This window comes from Pseudomonas sp. TE3786 (assembly GCF_054057335.1).
The window spans coordinates 14297-31729 of the sequence record NZ_JBSRZF010000006.1; the positions used below are offsets into that span (position 1 = coordinate 14297).

General features: G+C 55.1%; 13 protein-coding genes. 10 read left to right on the forward strand and 3 right to left on the reverse strand.

Going from position 1 to position 17433, the window contains the following annotated elements:
* Position 1: 1 nt before the first annotated feature.
* A complete protein-coding gene (locus ACVW0Y_RS08850) occupies positions 2-331 on the reverse strand; it encodes a hypothetical protein (RefSeq protein ID WP_457437618.1) in 330 nt (109 codons plus the stop codon).
* A 148-nt stretch (positions 332-479) separates the two neighbouring features.
* A complete protein-coding gene (locus tag ACVW0Y_RS08855; protein WP_457437619.1) occupies positions 480-3845 on the reverse strand; it encodes a response regulator in 3366 nt (1121 codons plus the stop codon).
* A 419-nt stretch (positions 3846-4264) separates the two neighbouring features.
* On the opposite strand from ACVW0Y_RS08855, the gene ACVW0Y_RS08860 reads away from it, so the two are divergent.
* The 8 genes from ACVW0Y_RS08860 to ACVW0Y_RS08895 all read left to right on the forward strand — a co-directional run bounded on the left by ACVW0Y_RS08860 (position 4265) and on the right by ACVW0Y_RS08895 (position 14580).
* The gene (locus ACVW0Y_RS08860; RefSeq protein ID WP_457437620.1) at positions 4265-5464 is read left to right on the forward strand and encodes an EAL domain-containing response regulator; all 1200 of its coding nucleotides are present in this window, start codon (positions 4265-4267) and stop codon (positions 5462-5464) included.
* Between the two features lie 60 nt (positions 5465-5524).
* Positions 5525-9220 carry an ATP-binding protein gene (locus ACVW0Y_RS08865; protein ID WP_457437621.1) on the forward strand — a complete coding sequence of 1232 codons (3696 nt, stop codon included), beginning with the start codon at positions 5525-5527 and terminating at the stop codon, positions 9218-9220.
* A gap of 15 nt (positions 9221-9235) precedes the next feature.
* Positions 9236-9862, forward strand: a complete 627-nt coding sequence (locus ACVW0Y_RS08870; RefSeq protein WP_457437622.1) for a response regulator — start codon at positions 9236-9238, stop codon at positions 9860-9862.
* A 137-nt stretch (positions 9863-9999) separates the two neighbouring features.
* Positions 10000-10542, forward strand: coding sequence for a response regulator (locus tag ACVW0Y_RS08875; RefSeq protein ID WP_457437623.1), 543 nt, complete (start codon positions 10000-10002; stop codon positions 10540-10542).
* 72 nt (positions 10543-10614) lie between these two features.
* Entirely contained in the window at positions 10615-10917 is a 303-nt protein-coding gene (locus ACVW0Y_RS08880) for a hypothetical protein (RefSeq protein ID WP_457437624.1), read from the forward strand.
* A gap of 283 nt (positions 10918-11200) precedes the next feature.
* Complete coding sequence (gene egtB / locus ACVW0Y_RS08885) at positions 11201-13327, forward strand: ergothioneine biosynthesis protein EgtB (protein WP_457437625.1); 2127 nt, start codon at positions 11201-11203, stop codon at positions 13325-13327.
* Positions 13328-13433: 106 nt separating this feature from the next.
* Positions 13434-14018: an energy transducer TonB family protein gene (locus ACVW0Y_RS08890; RefSeq protein WP_457437626.1), complete on the forward strand. Its 585-nt coding sequence runs from the start codon at positions 13434-13436 to the stop codon at positions 14016-14018.
* A gap of 100 nt (positions 14019-14118) precedes the next feature.
* Positions 14119-14580: a hypothetical protein gene (locus tag ACVW0Y_RS08895; RefSeq protein WP_457437627.1), complete on the forward strand. Its 462-nt coding sequence runs from the start codon at positions 14119-14121 to the stop codon at positions 14578-14580.
* Between the two features lie 229 nt (positions 14581-14809).
* On the opposite strand, the gene ACVW0Y_RS08900 is transcribed toward ACVW0Y_RS08895, so the two are convergent.
* Entirely contained in the window at positions 14810-16513 is a 1704-nt protein-coding gene (locus tag ACVW0Y_RS08900; protein ID WP_457437628.1) for a DNA cytosine methyltransferase, read from the reverse strand.
* Between the two features lie 34 nt (positions 16514-16547).
* Here ACVW0Y_RS08900 and ACVW0Y_RS08905 point away from each other — a divergent pair, with 34 nt between their 5' ends.
* Both ACVW0Y_RS08905 and ACVW0Y_RS08910 read left to right on the forward strand, forming a co-directional pair.
* Positions 16548-16979, forward strand: coding sequence for a very short patch repair endonuclease (locus ACVW0Y_RS08905; RefSeq protein ID WP_457437903.1), 432 nt, complete (start codon positions 16548-16550; stop codon positions 16977-16979).
* 220 nt (positions 16980-17199) lie between these two features.
* Positions 17200-17421 carry a hypothetical protein gene (locus tag ACVW0Y_RS08910; RefSeq protein ID WP_457437629.1) on the forward strand — a complete coding sequence of 74 codons (222 nt, stop codon included), beginning with the start codon at positions 17200-17202 and terminating at the stop codon, positions 17419-17421.
* Positions 17422-17433: the final 12 nt, after the last annotated feature.

A 17433-nucleotide genomic window follows, 5' to 3' on the forward strand; every position in this document is an offset into this window, starting at 1 on the left:
ATCAATGCAGGGTGACCGCCACATTAGGCAATCCCCGCAGGCCTTCGCTGACCTCGGCCAGCGGATCGGCCATGCGCCCGGAGATAAAGCCCTTGCGGTACAGCACCACATTGCCAAGGCCTTGCAACTGCTCCAGGGCAGCAGGGCTGTGCTGGTCCAACAGCTCGCAGTTGACCAACACCAGATCAAAGGACTTGCCTGGGAAACCGATCAAGAGCATCAGTTCATCCACTGTGGCGGCTATGGCAACGCCAAAGCATCCGGCCTGATTCAAGAGTTTTTCCACGGTAAAACGTCGATATTGATCAGCGTCGGCAATCAGGATCCGCATGGTTTTCGCGGATGTCGTTTGGGTGGAGCTTATCTTGGCAGAAACGACTTTGGCTGGCATGGTCAGGCTCGCTGAAGAACAGTCGAGCCAGTCTCATCAAGCACTGCCCGCGGCATAACCCCTCTGCTTCCGGTCGCCTCGTCAGACCTTACGCCTCAATGCTGCGCAAACTGCTGACGACCAACGCCAGCTCATCCACCAGCGAGCTCAATTGCGCGTTGATCACAGCAGCCGCCAAGCCCTGCTGACAAGCCAGCTGCAGGGCTTCCGCAGCGGCCTGCACAGCGCTGGCACCAATATTGGCTGCCGTCCCTTTGAGGGTATGGGCCAGGCGCACCATCGCCACCGTATCGCCCTCTTCCACCCGTGCCGCAAATTCGCTTTCGAAGGACTCGGCCTGACCACGGAACATGCCCAGCATTTTGGTATAGAGCTCCAGATTGCTCATGCACACCGCCATCCCCGCATCCACATCGATCCCCGGCAAAGGCGGCAATCCGGCTTGCGCCAGCGTGGCTGTCGATGCGGCGGGCGGCACGGAATGTTGCGCAGTCGGCTGTATCCACTTGCCGATAATGGTGAACATGCTGGAAACGTTCAGCGGCTTGGTGATGTAGTCGTCCATACCTGCCGCCAGGGCTTTTTCTTTGTCGCCTTTCATCGCACTGGCGGTCATGGCGATCACCGGAATCGCCTGGGTCGCCGCATCGGCGCGAATATGCTGGGTCGCGGTGTAGCCATCCATAACCGGCATCTGGCAATCCATCAGGATGCAGCCAAACGCCCGATCCTGAGCCAGCATGTCCAAAGCCAGCTGACCGTTGGCCACCGCCACCACACTGATATTGGCCTGCCCCAACAACGCAATGGCCAACTCCTTGTTCATCTCGTTATCTTCCACCAACAGCACGCGATTGCCGGCCAGTCGCACCTTCAGCTCGGCGGGCATCTGGTAGCCGGCAGCGGACTTCTCCGGCAACACGCGCTGCGCGCCCAACACCCGACTGATGGTAGCCAGCAGGGTCGCTGCGGTAACCGGCTTGGACATCAGCGCATCGAACTCCACCGATTGCTGCAGCGCCGAGCGCCGGGCTTCTTCAACGCCGGCAGCGGTCACCATGATGACTTTGGCACTGCGGTGGTGCGCGCGCTGGCGGATCAGCTCGACGCAATCGACGCCGTCCATTATCGGCATCTGCCAGTCCATCAGAATCAGCTCGTAGTGACTACCGGCTTCCTCCAGGTCATCAATGGCGATCAACGCCTCAATGCCGTTGCCCACCTCGTCTACCTGCAAGCCCGCCGCACGCGCCATGGCCACGAGAATTTCCCGCGCGCTGGCATTGTCATCCACCACCAGCATGCGCACCCCCTGCAGCTCGCTGGCGGGGATTGCCGGAGGCAGTTGCACGGCCGCACTCAGGCAGTCGACCTTGATATCGAAATGGAAGGTCGAGCCCACACCGTATTGCGACTCCACCCACACCTGACCATCCATCAACTCGACCAATTGCTTGGAAATCACCAGGCCCAGACCACTGCCGCCATAGCGCCGGGTGGTCGAGGAGTCGGCCTGGGTAAAACTGTTGAACAGCTTGGCTTTGTGCTCGTCAGTCAGACCGATGCCAGTGTCCTTGACCCAGAAATGCAGGGTCAGGCGACTATCTTCAACGCTGATGGGCTCGACGCCGACCACCACTTCACCATGCTCGGTGAATTTCACCGCGTTGTTGCCCAGGTTGATCAGCACCTGGGCCAGCCGCAACCGGTCGCCCACCAGCCCCTTGGGGATGCCCGGATGAATGTCGAACAGCAGCTCCAGTTTTTTCTGACTGGCGCGCAGGCTGATGGCGTTGGAGAGGTCCTCGAAAACATCCTCCAGATAGAACTCCGCATGCTCGATATCCATCTTGGCCGACTCGAGCTTGCTGAAGTCGAGGATGTCGTTGATCACATCCAGCAAGGAGTTGGCGGCCTGATGTACCTTGACGATGTAATTGCGCTGCGCCGGCTGCAATTCGCCCTGCAAGGCCAGCGACGACATGCCCATGATGGCGTTCATCGGCGTGCGGATTTCATGGCTCATATTGGCGAGAAACTCGCTCTTTATCCGCGTAGCCGCCTCGGCAGAGGTCATGGCCTTGAGCACCTCGCGCTCGGCCACCTTGCGCGCACTGATATCGATCAACCAGCCCAGGGTGGCGGTTTCACCGAGGAAATCGATACGCAGGAAGTTGACCAACATGTCGCGGACCTGGTGATTACAGTCATACACCTGCGCCTCATGCTGTTCGACCATGCCTTGCCCGCGGAGCCGATCGCGGATAGCTTCGCGCTCATCCTGATGCACATAGATACGTGGCAAGAGGTCGCCCACCTTTACATCAAAGGTTGTGGCGAACAGCGGGTTAGCAAACCGCACAACCCGTCGAGAACCGGACTGCAGATCATCCGAGAGAATGCATACCGCCACTGGCGCGTTATCCAACACCAATTGCAGACGTTGCCGTTGATGGACGACTTCATCCGCATCCTCCTCACGCAAGCGCATATCACTCAGCCGCCGGACTATGAACCACAGCAGCAAGGCGCAGAGCACGGCAGTGATCAGGCCGATCCACCAGCCTTCCTGTGCGCTGTAGACCGGTGCCAGGGCACTGATATAGGCCAGTTTCCATTTGCCGCTGGGATCATTCCAGGCGACCTCTGCCGATGAAACGGCATAGCGCTGGTTTTCCACTTGCACGACTTCGTCGCCCAGGTTGAACGGCAAGGTCTGCACCGCTCGGGCATCATCGAAGTAGTGGCCGAATTGCCCGCTCTGGGCAATGGCTTCGATCTGCTGCGTGGTTTTGCTCTCGGTAGTACGCAGGGTCCAGTCCCTCCGCCCCGACGCAAACACCACGCCCTGAGGTGAAACAAGAAGGCCGATGCGTTTGCCGTCATTGACCACGAAGTCGCCCAGCTCACTGGCCTCGAACCGCCCGACCACCGCGCCTGTGACCTCCTCACCCTCCGCGTCCAGATAGACCGGTGCCGCGACGAAATACACCAAGCGCCCGGTAATGGCACTTATCGCGCCATAAACACTCGGCAAACGCTTCATCGCTTGTTGGAAATAGGGGCTGTAGTTGAGATCCACGCCAATGGGTGAAAGGCTTTCGTTGTTCCAGTCGCTGCGGATAATGCCCTTCTCGTCCATCACAAACACCAGATTCGCACCTACTCGTTTGGCGATGATGCGCAGGGCTGGTCGGGCAATATTGAATTGCTGTGCATGACCTAAATCAGCCTCCAGGGAAGCGGTTCTTACCGAAGCGTTCAACGACCCCGCCAGTAACAACGCCCCCATGCCTTTACCGTTAAGCGTCACGCCTTCCAGACTGGATGCGCTTTCTTTAACCAGGGCCTTCTCGGCATCACGAAAGTGCCCCTCGATCATCAACCGATAGGACTCACTCGCGGCAAAACCGGCGGCGCAAGAAAACAACACAGCGCCTATCAGAACTGGCACACGATTCAGCACCACCCACCTGGCAACTTTCTTCACATTTAAAAACTCTTAATTGATGCATTTAAAACAACTTAGCCAGCGTAAAAACACCGAATAAAATCCCGCAGCAGCCTCTCGCCAATAACGCTTGTAGCGTAGACGAGGTTCCACGAACCGGAAGCATAGTAACCGGGCAAAAATGACTCTTTGGCAGCCTTGGGCGCGGACCATCAGGCCGGACTATCACCGGTCCCTCCTGATCCTGATCGGAAGGCCACGGGACTGGTGAAATCCCCTCTCCACCCCCCACGCAAAACCTCAATTCGGCGAAAAAATCCACGCATAAGATTTTCCCTACAAGACAGGAAGAAGGGTTCTACATAAAAGCAATATGGCCACTGGGATATTTCCTCCACTTGTCTTTGTGTAGGAGTGCGACCATGTCCCAGCCGAATATCCTCATCGCTGAATGCCCCTTCCTTTCGCAACAAATGTTGGCGGCGTCACTGAAATCGCTGGGCTATCAAAAACTCCTGATCGCCACCAACAATGACGAAACAATTGAACTGGTAAAGAGCGAAAAAGAAATATCCATTCTGATCTGCCCCCTCACCAGCCCCACCATGCAGGAACTTAGCGTCATACATGAAGCCCATCACTTCGGGCGCATCGACGCAATCATTCTAATCAGCGATACCAACTTAGACATTCGCCTGGCGTTGGCTCAGCTTTCCCGCCATGCAGGCTTTCAACTACTCGGCATTCTGCGCAGACAATTCAGCAAGAACGATCTGCAAACAGCTCTCGCCAATTACAGCCCAAAACACCCGCTCAGGGTGGACATCCCACTTATTGAAATGCCGTCATCGAACTGCATTGAAAAAGCCGTACAGAACGGCGAACTTGTTCCGTTCTATCAGCCACAGTTAAACCTGAAAACCATGAAAGTTGTTGGTGCCGAGATATTGATGCGCTGGCACCACCCGGAACTTGGCCTGATTGGCCCGGCAGCTTTTCTGGAAATAGCGACACATTTCGATCAACTATCAACGATGACACTCAGCATACTTGAACAAGCGCTGAACTTTATTCGCAGTCAATCATTCGCTGAAGATTTCAAACTCTCGATAAACATCGATGCGGCGCAGCTAAAAGACCCGAGCCTGCATAAACATATTGCGCAGCTAACTGCCACTGCAAAATTCAACCCTGCCAATCTGATCGTCGAAATCACCGAAACTGGCATGCTGGAAGCCCCAGCAGTTTGCCTGGAAAACCTGATTCATTTGCGTATGTTGGGCTGCGGTATTTCTATTGACGATTTTGGCACCGGCTTTTCCTCGCTGCAGCGTATTTGCGAGCTGCCTTGCACGGAAATCAAATTGGACATGAGCTTCACCAACGCACTGCTGACAAACCATCGCAGTGTGGCGGCCGTGGACACCATGACCAAGTTCAGCAATACGATCGGTGTGCAACTGGTCGCCGAAGGAATTGAAACAAAAGAGCAACTTCAACTCCTACAGGGGCTCGGCTGCCATATTGGTCAAGGTTATTTATTTTCCCCGCCAATTTCCGCTGAGCAATTGAAGCTATGGATTGCACAGCGAAAACCGGAGCACCTTCTAAAAACCAGTTAAGCCAGAGCCCCGCTCTCGAATTAACAACACTCTTACGCTGCGATCAACCGAGTCAAGACAATGTCTGCTGCCACCCCAACAATGATGAGTACCCTTCTCTCATTATCCGAATCTTTCGGAGGTCGGGCTATTTGCCGATTGGGCCTGATATTGGTGTTGTCCGCTCTATCCACCATCGGGGTAGCAGCAACGCACGCTGACGACTCGCTGACGCTCTCCCCCACCATTACCGCAGAGCCGCTGTCGATCCCGATAGACGCTCAACACCTCGCCTGGTTGAAAAACAAAAAGAACCTGATCGTGGGTGTTAGCCAGGAAAATTTCGAGCCCTACGAAATCATTCAAGGAAAAAGCCTTAAAGGCATAGTTGCGGACTATATCCACCTCATCAGTAGCACCCTGCATCTTCAACCACAGATTCGTGTTTATCCAAACATTCAATCAGCGCTTGAGGCGCTGCAAAACGGCGAAGTGGATGTGCTAGGCAGAGGGCTCGCTGGCAGTGCCTTACCGGAACTCGAGGTTTCCGTACCTTACGCGTTGAATACGCCAATTATCGTTGGCCGCGGCACCGAGTTGGGGTTTTCGAAAATAAAGGTGCAAGGCGAAATTGCCTTGGCAGGAAAATTCACTCTGGAAGACCGGGTAATCGAACAATACCCCAATGTTTCGGCTGTCCAATATGCCTCCGTACTGGAAGCCTTGCATGCCGTCGAATACCAACGCCAGCGCTGGTTTATCGGCGATCCTATTGCAACGGGCTACTACCTGAGCCAGGGTGAGCTTACCCACTTGCATACGTATCCGTTAAAAAACTGGAAAGAAAGCGGCTACGGTTTTTTATTTCGTGCTGACCAGGTAAAACTTCGTGAACTCTTCAATGAGGTGATGGAGCACACCGCACAACTGCAGAAAGAGCGGATACAGGATTACTGGTCCGCCAATATCGATGCAGAACGCCCGTCAGACTCGGTGTTCACCGAACAAGAGCAAGCGTGGCTGGCCACTAACCCCGAGGTCAGAGTTGCCATCAATGGTTCGCTGCCTCCCTATAGCTTTTATGATGAAACAGGGGAAATACGCGGCGTTGTCATTGACATGCTTGCGCAAATCAGCCAACGCATCGGGGTCAATTTCACTATTGTCGACTCTCCGTCGGTCAGTGGCTTAGAAGAAAACCTGCGAAATAGTGCTGCCGACATGGCCGTGACGATACTGCCTAACCCGGATCGCACGAAATACCTGCGATTCACCGAACCCTACTTATTCAATAGTTTTGCTCTTGTTACCAACAAGAATTCGAACATTGAAAACCTTGCCCATCTTCAGAACAAGAAAGTAGCAATCCAACGCAATAATTTTGTGGCGGAAAGAATTGTACAAGCCGACCCAAGTATTCAATTGGTAAAAAAAGAATCACAACTGGACAGTCTGGTTGCCGTTGCCAATGGTGAAGCGGATGCAGCGATTACTTTGTTGCCCACCGCAACTTACCTCATCAGACAGTACTTTGCCGAGGATTTGAAAGTTGCCACGTCGCTACCCGACTATCAGGCCAACCTGCCCTTTTCCATCCGTAAAGAGCAAACCGTGCTGTATGGCGTCATGGCCAAGGCAATCGACCAATTAGGGCCGAACTATATCAACGGCCTGATGAACAACTGGAAAGCGGTCACCCCAGCCAAGGCAAGCGTATGGAAAGAGTACGTCAGCTCTTTTCGCATCCTCAGTATTGGTGCCACGTTCAGCTCAATGCTACTGGTCAGCCTTATTCTTTATTTGTTTATCAAGCGTAAACACATGCAGCAGGAGGCCCAACGCTTCGAGTTTCGCAGCACCCTTCTGGATAGCATTCCCATGGCGATTGCCGTTCGCGATCTCGACGGTCGATTCGTGTTTTGCAACCAGGTTTTTTATGCACAGCTGCGAATCACGCCGGACGATGTAATAGGCAAGTTGACCTCGGAATTCATTCTGCTCGACCGTCGGCAAGCAGAAGAACATCAGCGCCTGTATTTCCGCATCTTGGAAAACGGCATCGCCGATCAACGCCAGTTGGACGCCAAGGTCCACGGCATGCACTTGACCTTCCGCCAGTGGGACAGACCCTATACCGACAAGAACGGCAATATCGCTGGTTTGATTTCTGGCTACGCTGATATGACCTCCAACGTGCTCTTGCTGCAGCAGCTCAGGGACGCCCACGATCGTGCCGTGCAAGCGAGCGATGCCAAAAGCCGGTTCCTGGCGGTGATGAGTCATGAGATCCGCACCCCACTCAATGCAATCATTGGCCTGCTGGAGCTGACTATTCAGCGGATGGATCGTGGAGATGCCTGGGACCGCGACGACCTCGAGGTGGCCTATGGTTCCTCGAAGTCATTGATCGAGTTGATTGATGACATTCTCGACCTTGCCAAAATTGAATCAGGAAACGTCACGTTGATGGCTCAGCGCTGCAATCTGTCCGAGATCACCAGCTCTGTCAGCAGAATATTCAGCGGGGTCGCCAGACAGAAGGGGCTCTACCTTCGCCTGGAGGAAAACCTCCTGCCAAATCTGGATATATCGCTGGATGCCGGACGGCTGAAGCAAGTGCTGTCCAACCTTATCAGCAATGCCGTCAAGTTCACCGACGCAGGGGGGATCGTTATCTCCGTCAGCAACACTCGGACGAGCGATGGCGTTCACGTGCATATCGAACTCGCCGACACCGGCATTGGCATTACCGCTGAAGACCAAGCGCAATTATTCAAACCCTTCACCCAGGCGGCCAACATCAAGCACAGCCGGGGCGGTACCGGATTGGGCCTAGTCATCTGTCGCCAGTTGGTGGAAATGATGGGCGGCACCCTTGAGCTCAATAGCGCACCCGGCCAGGGAACCCGAATCACCATCGACTTGACCGCTCCAGAACTGGAACCAGCGCCTATAGCCCTGCCCACTCTTCCCAAAGTGACTCAACCCATGAATCGAAAATTGAAAGTTCTCCTGGTGGATGACCATCCGGCAAACCGGCTCTTGCTAGGCCAACAACTGCAGTTTCTGGGCCATAGCGTTCAGGAAGCGGAGGATGGCCTGCAAGCGCTGACGTTGCTAAAGCAAGAGACCTTCGACTTGATCATCACCGACTGCAGCATGCCGGTAATGGACGGCTATGAACTGACCCGCGAATGGCGTGCTTATGAAGCGCAAGCAAACCTTGTCCCCTCTTGGATCATGGGGTTCACCGCCAATGCGCAAGCCGAAGAGCGCGTTCGCTGCATTGAGACAGGGATGGATGGCTGCCTTTTCAAACCGGTGAGCCTGGCCGAACTGGAAGCCTGCCTGGATAACCTTGAGCCGCGTTCCTCGACAGAACAGAAGACTTATAACGTCGAGAAATCCGAACATGCGCAACTCATCGACAAAGAAAGCATCAACGGCCTGACCAATGGCAATGAGAAGTTGATCGCAATGTTGTTGACCCAACTACACACCAGCAACGAACTGGACCTGCAACAACTGAACATAAAAATTGAGGAAGAACAGTGGAAGGAGCTTTCTCTTCTGGCCCACCGACTAAAAGGAGTTGCCAAACTCATCAATTCGAAGCCGCTTATAAAAGCAACCATGGCGTACGAAGAGGAATTCAATAACGCCACATCCGAACTTCAAATGAAGTGCCTTGCTATCGAAATATGCAAAACATTGGAAAAACTACAAGCTGCACTTTCAGAGCAGCTAAACATCACGCATCACTCAACCAACAACTAATAAACGGATAAAACCATGGGAAAAGTACTAATTGTCGATGATCACCCAGTCATACGACTGGCAGTCAAACTGTTATTGGAGCGCGAGGGGCACACTCTGGTTGGCGAAACCGATAACGGTGTCGATGCTCTCACCCTGATCAGGAACCACCGCCCGGACCTGGTGATCCTGGATATCGGCATTCCGAAAATAGATGGCCTGGAGGTGCTCGCACGGATCAGCACCCTCAAACCTCGCCCGCGGGTGTTGATTCTTACCTCGCAACCGGCAGACCTGCTGGCGTTTCGCTGCATGAAAGCAGGTGCGGCAGGCTTTGTGACCAAAGGGGATAACCTTGAAGAACTGCAGCGTGCGGTATGGGCAGCGCTTTCTGGTTACAGCTTCTTCCCCACCGATATCCTGAGCACCGTCAACCCGACGATTTCCAACAGCAGCGAGCACGCCATGCTCAACAGCTTGTCGGACCGCGAGATCATGGTGCTGCAGATGCTCGCACAAGGAAAATCCAATAAAGAAATCGGCGATTCGCTACTGCTCAGCAACAAAACCATCAGCACCTATAAAACCCGTCTTCAGCTCAAGCTCAACGCATTTAACCTGGTTGCCCTGGTGGACTTCGCCAAGCGTAACGGCTTGGGTTAAGCGAAGAAACGTAAGTCAACTTCGCTAAACATTACGCGCTTATCTTCAGACAGATCCTGCATCAAGCTCCCTGAGCTCCTCCCTAATCTACGCTACTTACCCAGCGGGTTGAATTTTGTGAGGAGCGCAGGAAGCGCATGTATAAAATCCTGATTGCAAGTGATCGATCAGCTAGCCGAGATCATCTTAGAAGCGTATGTAAAGCCCGCGGCTTTCATATTTGCGGCGAGGCCAGCAGACTGGAACAAGCACTGATTTTGAGCGAGCTTCATTTACCCGATATCGTCATATTCAACTTTCGCTGCGCAATTCCTAAACAAACATTTATCGTGGCCCAGATTGCCAAGCTGGGTACATCGGTAAAGGTTCTAATCTATTCGGCGCTCGGGCCGTCGCGCGCAACACAAGCCTATATTCGCGCCGGCGCTTCCGGTTTCGTCGCGGAACAAGGCACTAACGACCAGTTGATGTCGATTCTGCAAGGGATGATTGCCGGCTTCACGATGGTGCCGGTCAAAGCGCTCAAACAATCCAAGATAAAGCTGGCTCATCGCTCCTCCCGAACCTATGCCGAGCGTCGACCGATCAAGGTGCCGCCCTCTCCCTCTGAACATGCCTCAACGCCCACATCAGCGGCGTTGGTACCCGGTTGTCTCACGGGGTGTTGTGATCACCATTGATCCGCTTTGTCGAACCCTGCAGCGCTCAGACGGACCAACTTAGGTAGCGATTATTTGCAAAGGAGAGATGACATGAACGTATCCCCGCTCATCGCGCTCTGCTTATCCGCATTTCTGGGCGTCAGTACCGCAGCCTTGGCCGCGGACAGCATTGACAGCACGGGTCCCAGCACCGATAGCAGCGGCCCGACCAACCCTACACCGCCCACCCTGCCCACGCCGGGCACCGGTATCGACCAGGGTACCGGCACCGGCATTGATGGTCCCGACAATGCGCCTACTCCAGGCACCGATGGCAGCGGGCGGGAGGAGAGTCGCAGCAGTTCCGGTTCGCAAGATGGCAAGCAGGGCTCAGACGGCAAAGCCGGCTCCTAACCGCCCGCAACGTCTATGGCCAGCGCCTTGGGTCGCCCTGGCCATACGCCTCTGCCCGTCAATCAGAAACCGGTGCGCCTGAGTTTTGCCCTTGAAGCCAACTGCTACGCTGGATCAACCGCCAATCCGACCGCGGCCAGTCAATTGCGACGAACTTTTTCAGAACCGAATGCATCAGACCTATAACTTCGATCAAGGCACCACAGAGTGCCTTTTCACCCCCATGCGCCACTGAACAGCCCCGCAGGCCAACCCTGATAACGGCGCTGCTAGAGGGACCCTGATGAACACGAGCCTGCTTGAGCGGTATCTATCCGTACGGCGTTACAGCGAATCCCTGATAACCCCCCTGAGCGACGAGGACATGGTGGTGCAATCCATGCCCGACGCCAGCCCCGCCAAGTGGCATGTCGCCCATACCACCTGGTTCTTTGAAACCTTTGTGCTCACGCCCCACCTGCCCGACTACCGCCCCTTCGACCCCAGCTTTGCCTACCTCTTCAACTCCTACTACGAAGCCCTGGGCCCACGCCAACCGCGGCCACAGCGAGGTTTGTTGAGTCGCCCACCACTTGCGCGGATTCGCGACTACCGGCGCCATGTGGACGAGCATATGCAAGGCCTGCTCAACGGCTCGGGTGTGGCCACCCTGAGCAGCCTGATCGAGCTCGGCCTGGCCCATGAGCAGCAACATCAGGAGTTGTTGCTTATGGACATCCTCCATCTGTTCAGCCTGTCGCCCCTCAGGCCGGCCTACGCGGCAAACTGGCGCGAACCGTCGGGAGATCGCCACGGCCACTACCAGCTGATGGCCGGCGGCATGGTGGAACTCGGCCATATAGGCGAAGAATTTTCCTTCGACAATGAAAGCCCCCGGCATGCCACCTGGCTGCAGCCTTTCGAAATCAGTGATCGCCTGGTCAGCAACGGCGAGTGGCTGGCGTTTATTGCCGACGGCGGCTACAAACGCGCCGAGCTCTGGCTGTCGGAAGGTTGGAGCACCGTTCAGGAGCAAGGCTGGCAAGCGCCGTTGTACTGGCAAGCCCATGGCCAAGGCTGGCAGCAGATGAGCCTCGCCGGCCTGCGGGATATCGATGCAGCGGCACCGGTGATGCATATCAGCTATTACGAAGCCTGCGCCTACGCCAGCTGGGCCAATGCGCGGCTACCAACCGAAGCCGAATGGGAAATCGCCGCACGCTCCGGCTTGCTCGAACAGATTGACGACAGCGCCTGGCAATGGACGCAAAGCGCCTACGCCCCCTACCCCGGCTTTCGCCCCGCTACCAGCGCCGTGGGCGAATACAACGGCAAATTTATGGTCAGCCAGTTGGTCCTGCGTGGCGGTGCCTGCATCACACCTCGCGGCCATTCCCGGCTCAGCTACCGCAACTTCTACTACCCAGGCCAACGCTGGATGTTTTCCGGCCTACGCCTGGCACGCGACCTACCCTCGCAACAGACCGGTGCAGACGAAAAGCGCGCCAACCACAACAGAACCTTCGGCCAGGACGTACGCAATGGCCTGGGAAAATCGGAAAAAAGCCTGGCACCCAAGTACTTCTACGACGCCGCAGGCTCTGAACTCTTCGAAGCCATCTGCCGCACCCGTGAGTACTACCCCACCCGCGCCGAAACCGCCCTGTTGAAAGATATCGCCAACGAGCTGTCGGCTTGCATTCCCGACGGTGCGGCACTGATCGAATTCGGCAGCGGTGCCAGCGTCAAAACCCGCCTGCTGCTCGAAGCATCACCACAACTCGACGTCTATATCCCTTTGGATATCAGCGAATCAGCCTTACGCAAGGCCACTGTGCAGCTGCAAAAAGACTACCCGGCGCTCTGGGTAGCGCCGGAGGTCGGCGACTTCTGCCACCTTGGCGACCTGCCCACCGCCGCGCGCACCCGCCCCCGCGTCGCCTTCTTTCCCGGCTCGACCTTGGGCAATTTCTGCCAACAGGACTCCGTCGATTTCCTACGCTCAGTGCGCAACTTTCTCGGCGCAGATGCGCGCCTGATCGTCGGCCTGGACATGCTCAAAGACATCGCCACCCTGGAAGCCGCCTACGACGATGCCGACGGCATCACCGCCCAATTCAACAAAAATCTGCTGACCCGTATCAACCGGGAATTGGACGGCACTTTCAACACTGAGCAATTCCTCCACCTCGCCGAATGGAACCCCGAGCAGAGCTGCATGGAAATGTTCCTGGTCAGCACCCAGGAGCAACAAGTCGAGGCTGCCGGACAAACCTTCCACTTCAGTGCCGGCGAGCGCCTGCATACCGAGTGCTCACACAAATACACTCCCGACTCGGTGCGACGCCTGGCGGAGCAAGCGGGCTGGACGGTCGAACGCCAATGGCTGAGTCCGGCACCGCAGGTGGGGATCTTTGTCCTGCATGGCTAAAGCGTTGCACCCGTAGCCGTGTTGCAATCCACCTGGGCACATCCAGTAAGATGACGCCGTCTCATTCGGTGCCCCTCGCCCCGAATGCTCCAGGGAAGGACTCGGCATGCTGCACACGGCTAAATGGATATTGGCGCTGGCGTTTATCGCCTCGTTGAGCGGATGCCAGCGTTACGTCAGCGGTACCTTCACCAAAGCGGCCTCGGCAACCGAGCCCCTCGAAGGCCAACTGGAGGATAAAAAGCATCCTGGCCAAGCCTTATGCACCTACTTTCCCGACTGCGAGGCCGACACTGTATTTCCCGGACGGCAATTTGATCGCCTCCCCAAGGATGTTCAGGGCTGCGTAGCCACCGCCGCCATCGATTCAGGGCGCGCCTTATACCCCAAAGACGTCTCTATCCAGGCCCCACAGACCGTATGGCTCGCCGTCGCGGTTTCCTCCACGGGGCTGCCCGAAGCCATCAAAGTGATCAGTTCAACCGACGCCAGGTTCGACAGAGCCGCCTACCATACGACCACCTCGATGCGTTTCCGGCCACTGATGTGCAATGGAGCCCCTTACGACAGCTACGTGAAAGTGCCGCTGGTATTCGCCCCGCGCAAAAACTCGGCACCCATTTCGCAAAGCGAAGCCCAGGCGCTGTACGACAACAACCAACTTTATCCAAATGATCGGCAGTTGCCGTAGTGCTGGCAGGCATCCGAACTCAGCAGATTCAAGCGTTTCTCGAAGCTGAAATCCAAGCGGATATCCAGTTCATGGCTCTGCACAAATTAGAAGCTGGCTGATGCGCACAGACGTCCAAATCATCGCTGAAGTCCTGGCGGCATTCGACCTGGTCGAACGGCCGGAACACTTCACTAATTACCTGCACTGCGAAGAGTGCGAGGAACACGATTCGCTGCTGCGCTCACATGATCGGCAATCGCTGAAGCTAGATGACGTATGCAATCCAGGCTGGAACCCCATCAGCTTCTGCTCACCACAAGGGAAAGCCTATTACCTGCCTGCACTGGTACGGTTTGCCTTGGAAAACACCGAACAAGCTGAGTCCTACCTTATGTTTCAACTGATGGAGCTGCTTGAGAGTGATGGCCCGGGTAGCCCGCTGATTAGCTACTGTTCGACAGAACAGCGGCTCTCAATAGCGGCCCTCCTGGCGCACCTGGTTGAAACGCGCGAATCATGCATCGAAAGGCATGACTTAACGGATCAGCTGCTGCGTGCGCATGGGTATTGGTCTGCTTGAGAGGTAGGCTGGTTTGCACAGTGCCAAACCCCAGAAAGCAAAAAGCCCCGAAAACTTCTCAGTTTTCAGGGCCTTAGGCGTTTCAATATGGCGGTGAAGGAGAGATTCGAACCCGTCTGCCAGCGTTTCAGTTCGTGCCAAACTCGCTCAATACAGGGCTTCCGTCGCCCTCACCTGCTCATTTCGGCTCAATTCGTAACAGTGTTTTCGACGCTTTATCGACACCTAATCAGATACAAACCGCCTCTTCCTTCGCGTCGGCTTTCTCGTGCTGCAGCAAGTCGTAGGCCTCGACTTTGTCGAAGAGGATCCTGAAAACGACTTTCGCGATTTGGGAAGCCAATAGCGGTGGCACTGCGTTACCAACTTGGTGGAACTGCTCCGTCCGATTTCCCTGGAAGAAGTAGTTGTCAGGGAAAGTCTGAATGCGAGCGGCTTCACGTACTGACAGGCTACGGCACTGAGCTGGGTCGTAATGGATGAAGTAATGCCCATCCTTTGAGATATGGCTGGTGATGGTAGTTGCTGGCAGATGCTCCGCTTGGACTCGAAAGCGGTCACTGAACAGACCGCTTTCCCAGTTAGCGTGGTCTGGTGCAAGCCCTTCAAGATTAAAACCCTTGTGGCCTTTGGGCGACACACCGTGAATCTTTGCGTAAGCGGCCGCAAACACATAGCGACGCAGATCTGTCGGCATGTGACCGCGCACCTCATGGTTCAACCAGAAGTCCAGATCTGGATCACGATACCAGTCGTCCAGCTTGGTATTGCCTGTACCACCATCGTCCTTGCTGACAGCTCTTTTGACGCGTTTCCCACCCCAACTTTCCGGGGCTTTGAAATCTTGCATAACATCGCCAAGGGCTTGCCACATTTTGTCGGCCACATCGATTTGATCGCGGAGAAAGCGAGTCTGCTCCAACACGATTGAAGCCCAGCGCTCCTGGCTGTCAGCCATCTTGGTCAAACCACTGCGCAGCTTTGGCAAACTCCCGATAACCTGGCCCACGGTAGCCACAGAATCGCCCATGGCCAACTTCACCTGAGCTACATCCTTCGGCAGACAGTCCTCCGAAATGCCCAATAGAATGACTCGATGCCGAGCCTGAGGAAGACCGTAATTCTCGGCCCTGATGATGAAAGCTTTGGGATCTATCTTGTCGACATCATCGTCAGGGGAAAAATGTGTACCTGTAACCAACGAATAGATGTGATAGCGCTTACCGCTCCCCTCCTGACCGAGAGCCTCATGAGGGGCTGAAAGGTCCCTGAGAATGTTGGAGAAGATCCGCTCATTGTTGACCTTCGACGAGAGAATACCCTTCACGTTCTCCATCACAAAGACCGTAGGCTGCTTCTCCCTGATGATGCGCAGGTACTCCTTGTAGAGGAAATGGCGATGATCCTCTTCAGCTTTATAGTCAGCCTTGGCCTGATTTCGTGCACGACCTACAACCGAATATGCCTGGCAAGGTGGCCCACCGATGAGCACCCACGGACGCTTTTCGTCTAAGCCTGTTATTAGGTGACTCAGTGCATCATCCAGCTCTTTATTACCCTTTTCACTGCCTAGAGTTATGCACCTGGCCTCATTTTCAGCTTCATCCCAAAGCGCCTTCGTTTCCTCCGAAGGGGTGAAGCCATCTGCAGCAGCGGGATTATTGCAATAGCTGTAGTACTCGTGAAGGTGACTCTTTTTGTGTTTCTTGAGCAGCCGATAGAACGCCCTGAGCCTCAGCGTCTGCCAGGCCTTTGGATCTTTTTCCGCAGACACAACTATCTCGAATCGCTTACCGTCTCCGAACGAACTAAAGCCCTCACCTAGGCCTCCTGGCCCCGCGAAGAGGTCAACCACCTGGATAGGCTGCTCAAGTTCACCAATCGGCTCTACGGGCGTAAGGTCTGGAAAAAGATTCTTCTGGTCTTGATTCATGGACATAGTCAGCAAAGAAGTCAGGTCTCGCATGATGGCTGGCATCCGCGGCAGCAATACATCCCCGGAGATGAAAGTCCGGAGGCTGCTGCATCGGCATGGCTTCAGGTATCGCTTGCACCAACGTGACCTTCCCGGAAGGCCCGACATAGTGCTTGCTCGCTACCACTTGTGCATCTTCATCCAGGGATGCTTCTGGCACAGACACCCGGGCTGTCGTTACGCCACAAACCCACGTACGCGAGAAGACTTCTGGCAACTCAAATTTGCACAGAACGTCGCTCGCGACACTCTCAACCGCAGCCAGTTACTTGGGCAGAGCTGGCGGGTAATGGAGCTTTGGGAATGCGGGATTCGCGCGCCGGAGTCAGACCTAATGTGGATCCTGGAAGCGGTGCGCGATTGTAATCAAAAATATCTGTCTTGGCCTGACTTATCAGGCTGCCCGCACGTTCCAGGCTTGTGAAATCGTTACGCCAGGCCTCTGTTTCAGGCCTTCTCACTGCTCATCGAACCAGAAATCGCTCAGTTATCGCCTCTCGCACTCTGCTCCTCAGTCGCTGACTTTGGTCGCATGATGGCCAGTGGCCCCAAAAAAAGCTTGACCAAACCAGCAAACAATTCTTATATATTTACGAAATGTTGAGCAAAAATGCTCATCAAAACGTAAATATATGGAGAACATCATGAGCGATAAACGCGAAAAATTCGTCAGGTTAGCCGAGCAGCGTGTTAACCGAGCCATGAATGACATCCGTCTGATCGGAAACCTTTCCAACAGGAACGCCTACAGCTTCAACGATGATGACGTGAAAAAGATCTTCAAGGCGCTACAGAAAGAGCTGGACCAGGCCAAATCTCGCTTCAGCGATGCTGATGGTGGATCAACGGGCGACTTCAAGCTTTAAGCCTAACTGACT

Excerpts from the sequence above, each read along its gene's own strand:
- ACVW0Y_RS08895 (WP_457437627.1), top strand. The coding sequence starts at position 14,119 with ATGCGCACAGACGTCCAAATCATCGCTGAAGTCCTGGCGGCATTCGAC.
- ACVW0Y_RS08905 (WP_457437903.1), top strand. The coding sequence starts at position 16,548 with ATGGCTGGCATCCGCGGCAGCAATACATCCCCGGAGATGAAAGTCCGG.
- ACVW0Y_RS08900 (WP_457437628.1), bottom strand. The coding sequence starts at position 16,513 with ATGAATCAAGACCAGAAGAATCTTTTTCCAGACCTTACGCCCGTAGAG.
- ACVW0Y_RS08860 (WP_457437620.1), top strand. The coding sequence starts at position 4,265 with ATGTCCCAGCCGAATATCCTCATCGCTGAATGCCCCTTCCTTTCGCAA.
- ACVW0Y_RS08865 (WP_457437621.1), top strand. The coding sequence starts at position 5,525 with ATGTCTGCTGCCACCCCAACAATGATGAGTACCCTTCTCTCATTATCC.
- ACVW0Y_RS08910 (WP_457437629.1), top strand. The coding sequence starts at position 17,200 with ATGAGCGATAAACGCGAAAAATTCGTCAGGTTAGCCGAGCAGCGTGTT.
- ACVW0Y_RS08880 (WP_457437624.1), top strand. The coding sequence starts at position 10,615 with ATGAACGTATCCCCGCTCATCGCGCTCTGCTTATCCGCATTTCTGGGC.
- ACVW0Y_RS08875 (WP_457437623.1), top strand. The coding sequence starts at position 10,000 with ATGTATAAAATCCTGATTGCAAGTGATCGATCAGCTAGCCGAGATCAT.
- egtB (WP_457437625.1), top strand. The coding sequence starts at position 11,201 with ATGAACACGAGCCTGCTTGAGCGGTATCTATCCGTACGGCGTTACAGC.
- ACVW0Y_RS08870 (WP_457437622.1), top strand. The coding sequence starts at position 9,236 with ATGGGAAAAGTACTAATTGTCGATGATCACCCAGTCATACGACTGGCA.
- ACVW0Y_RS08890 (WP_457437626.1), top strand. The coding sequence starts at position 13,434 with ATGCTGCACACGGCTAAATGGATATTGGCGCTGGCGTTTATCGCCTCG.
- ACVW0Y_RS08850 (WP_457437618.1), bottom strand. The coding sequence starts at position 331 with ATGCGGATCCTGATTGCCGACGCTGATCAATATCGACGTTTTACCGTG.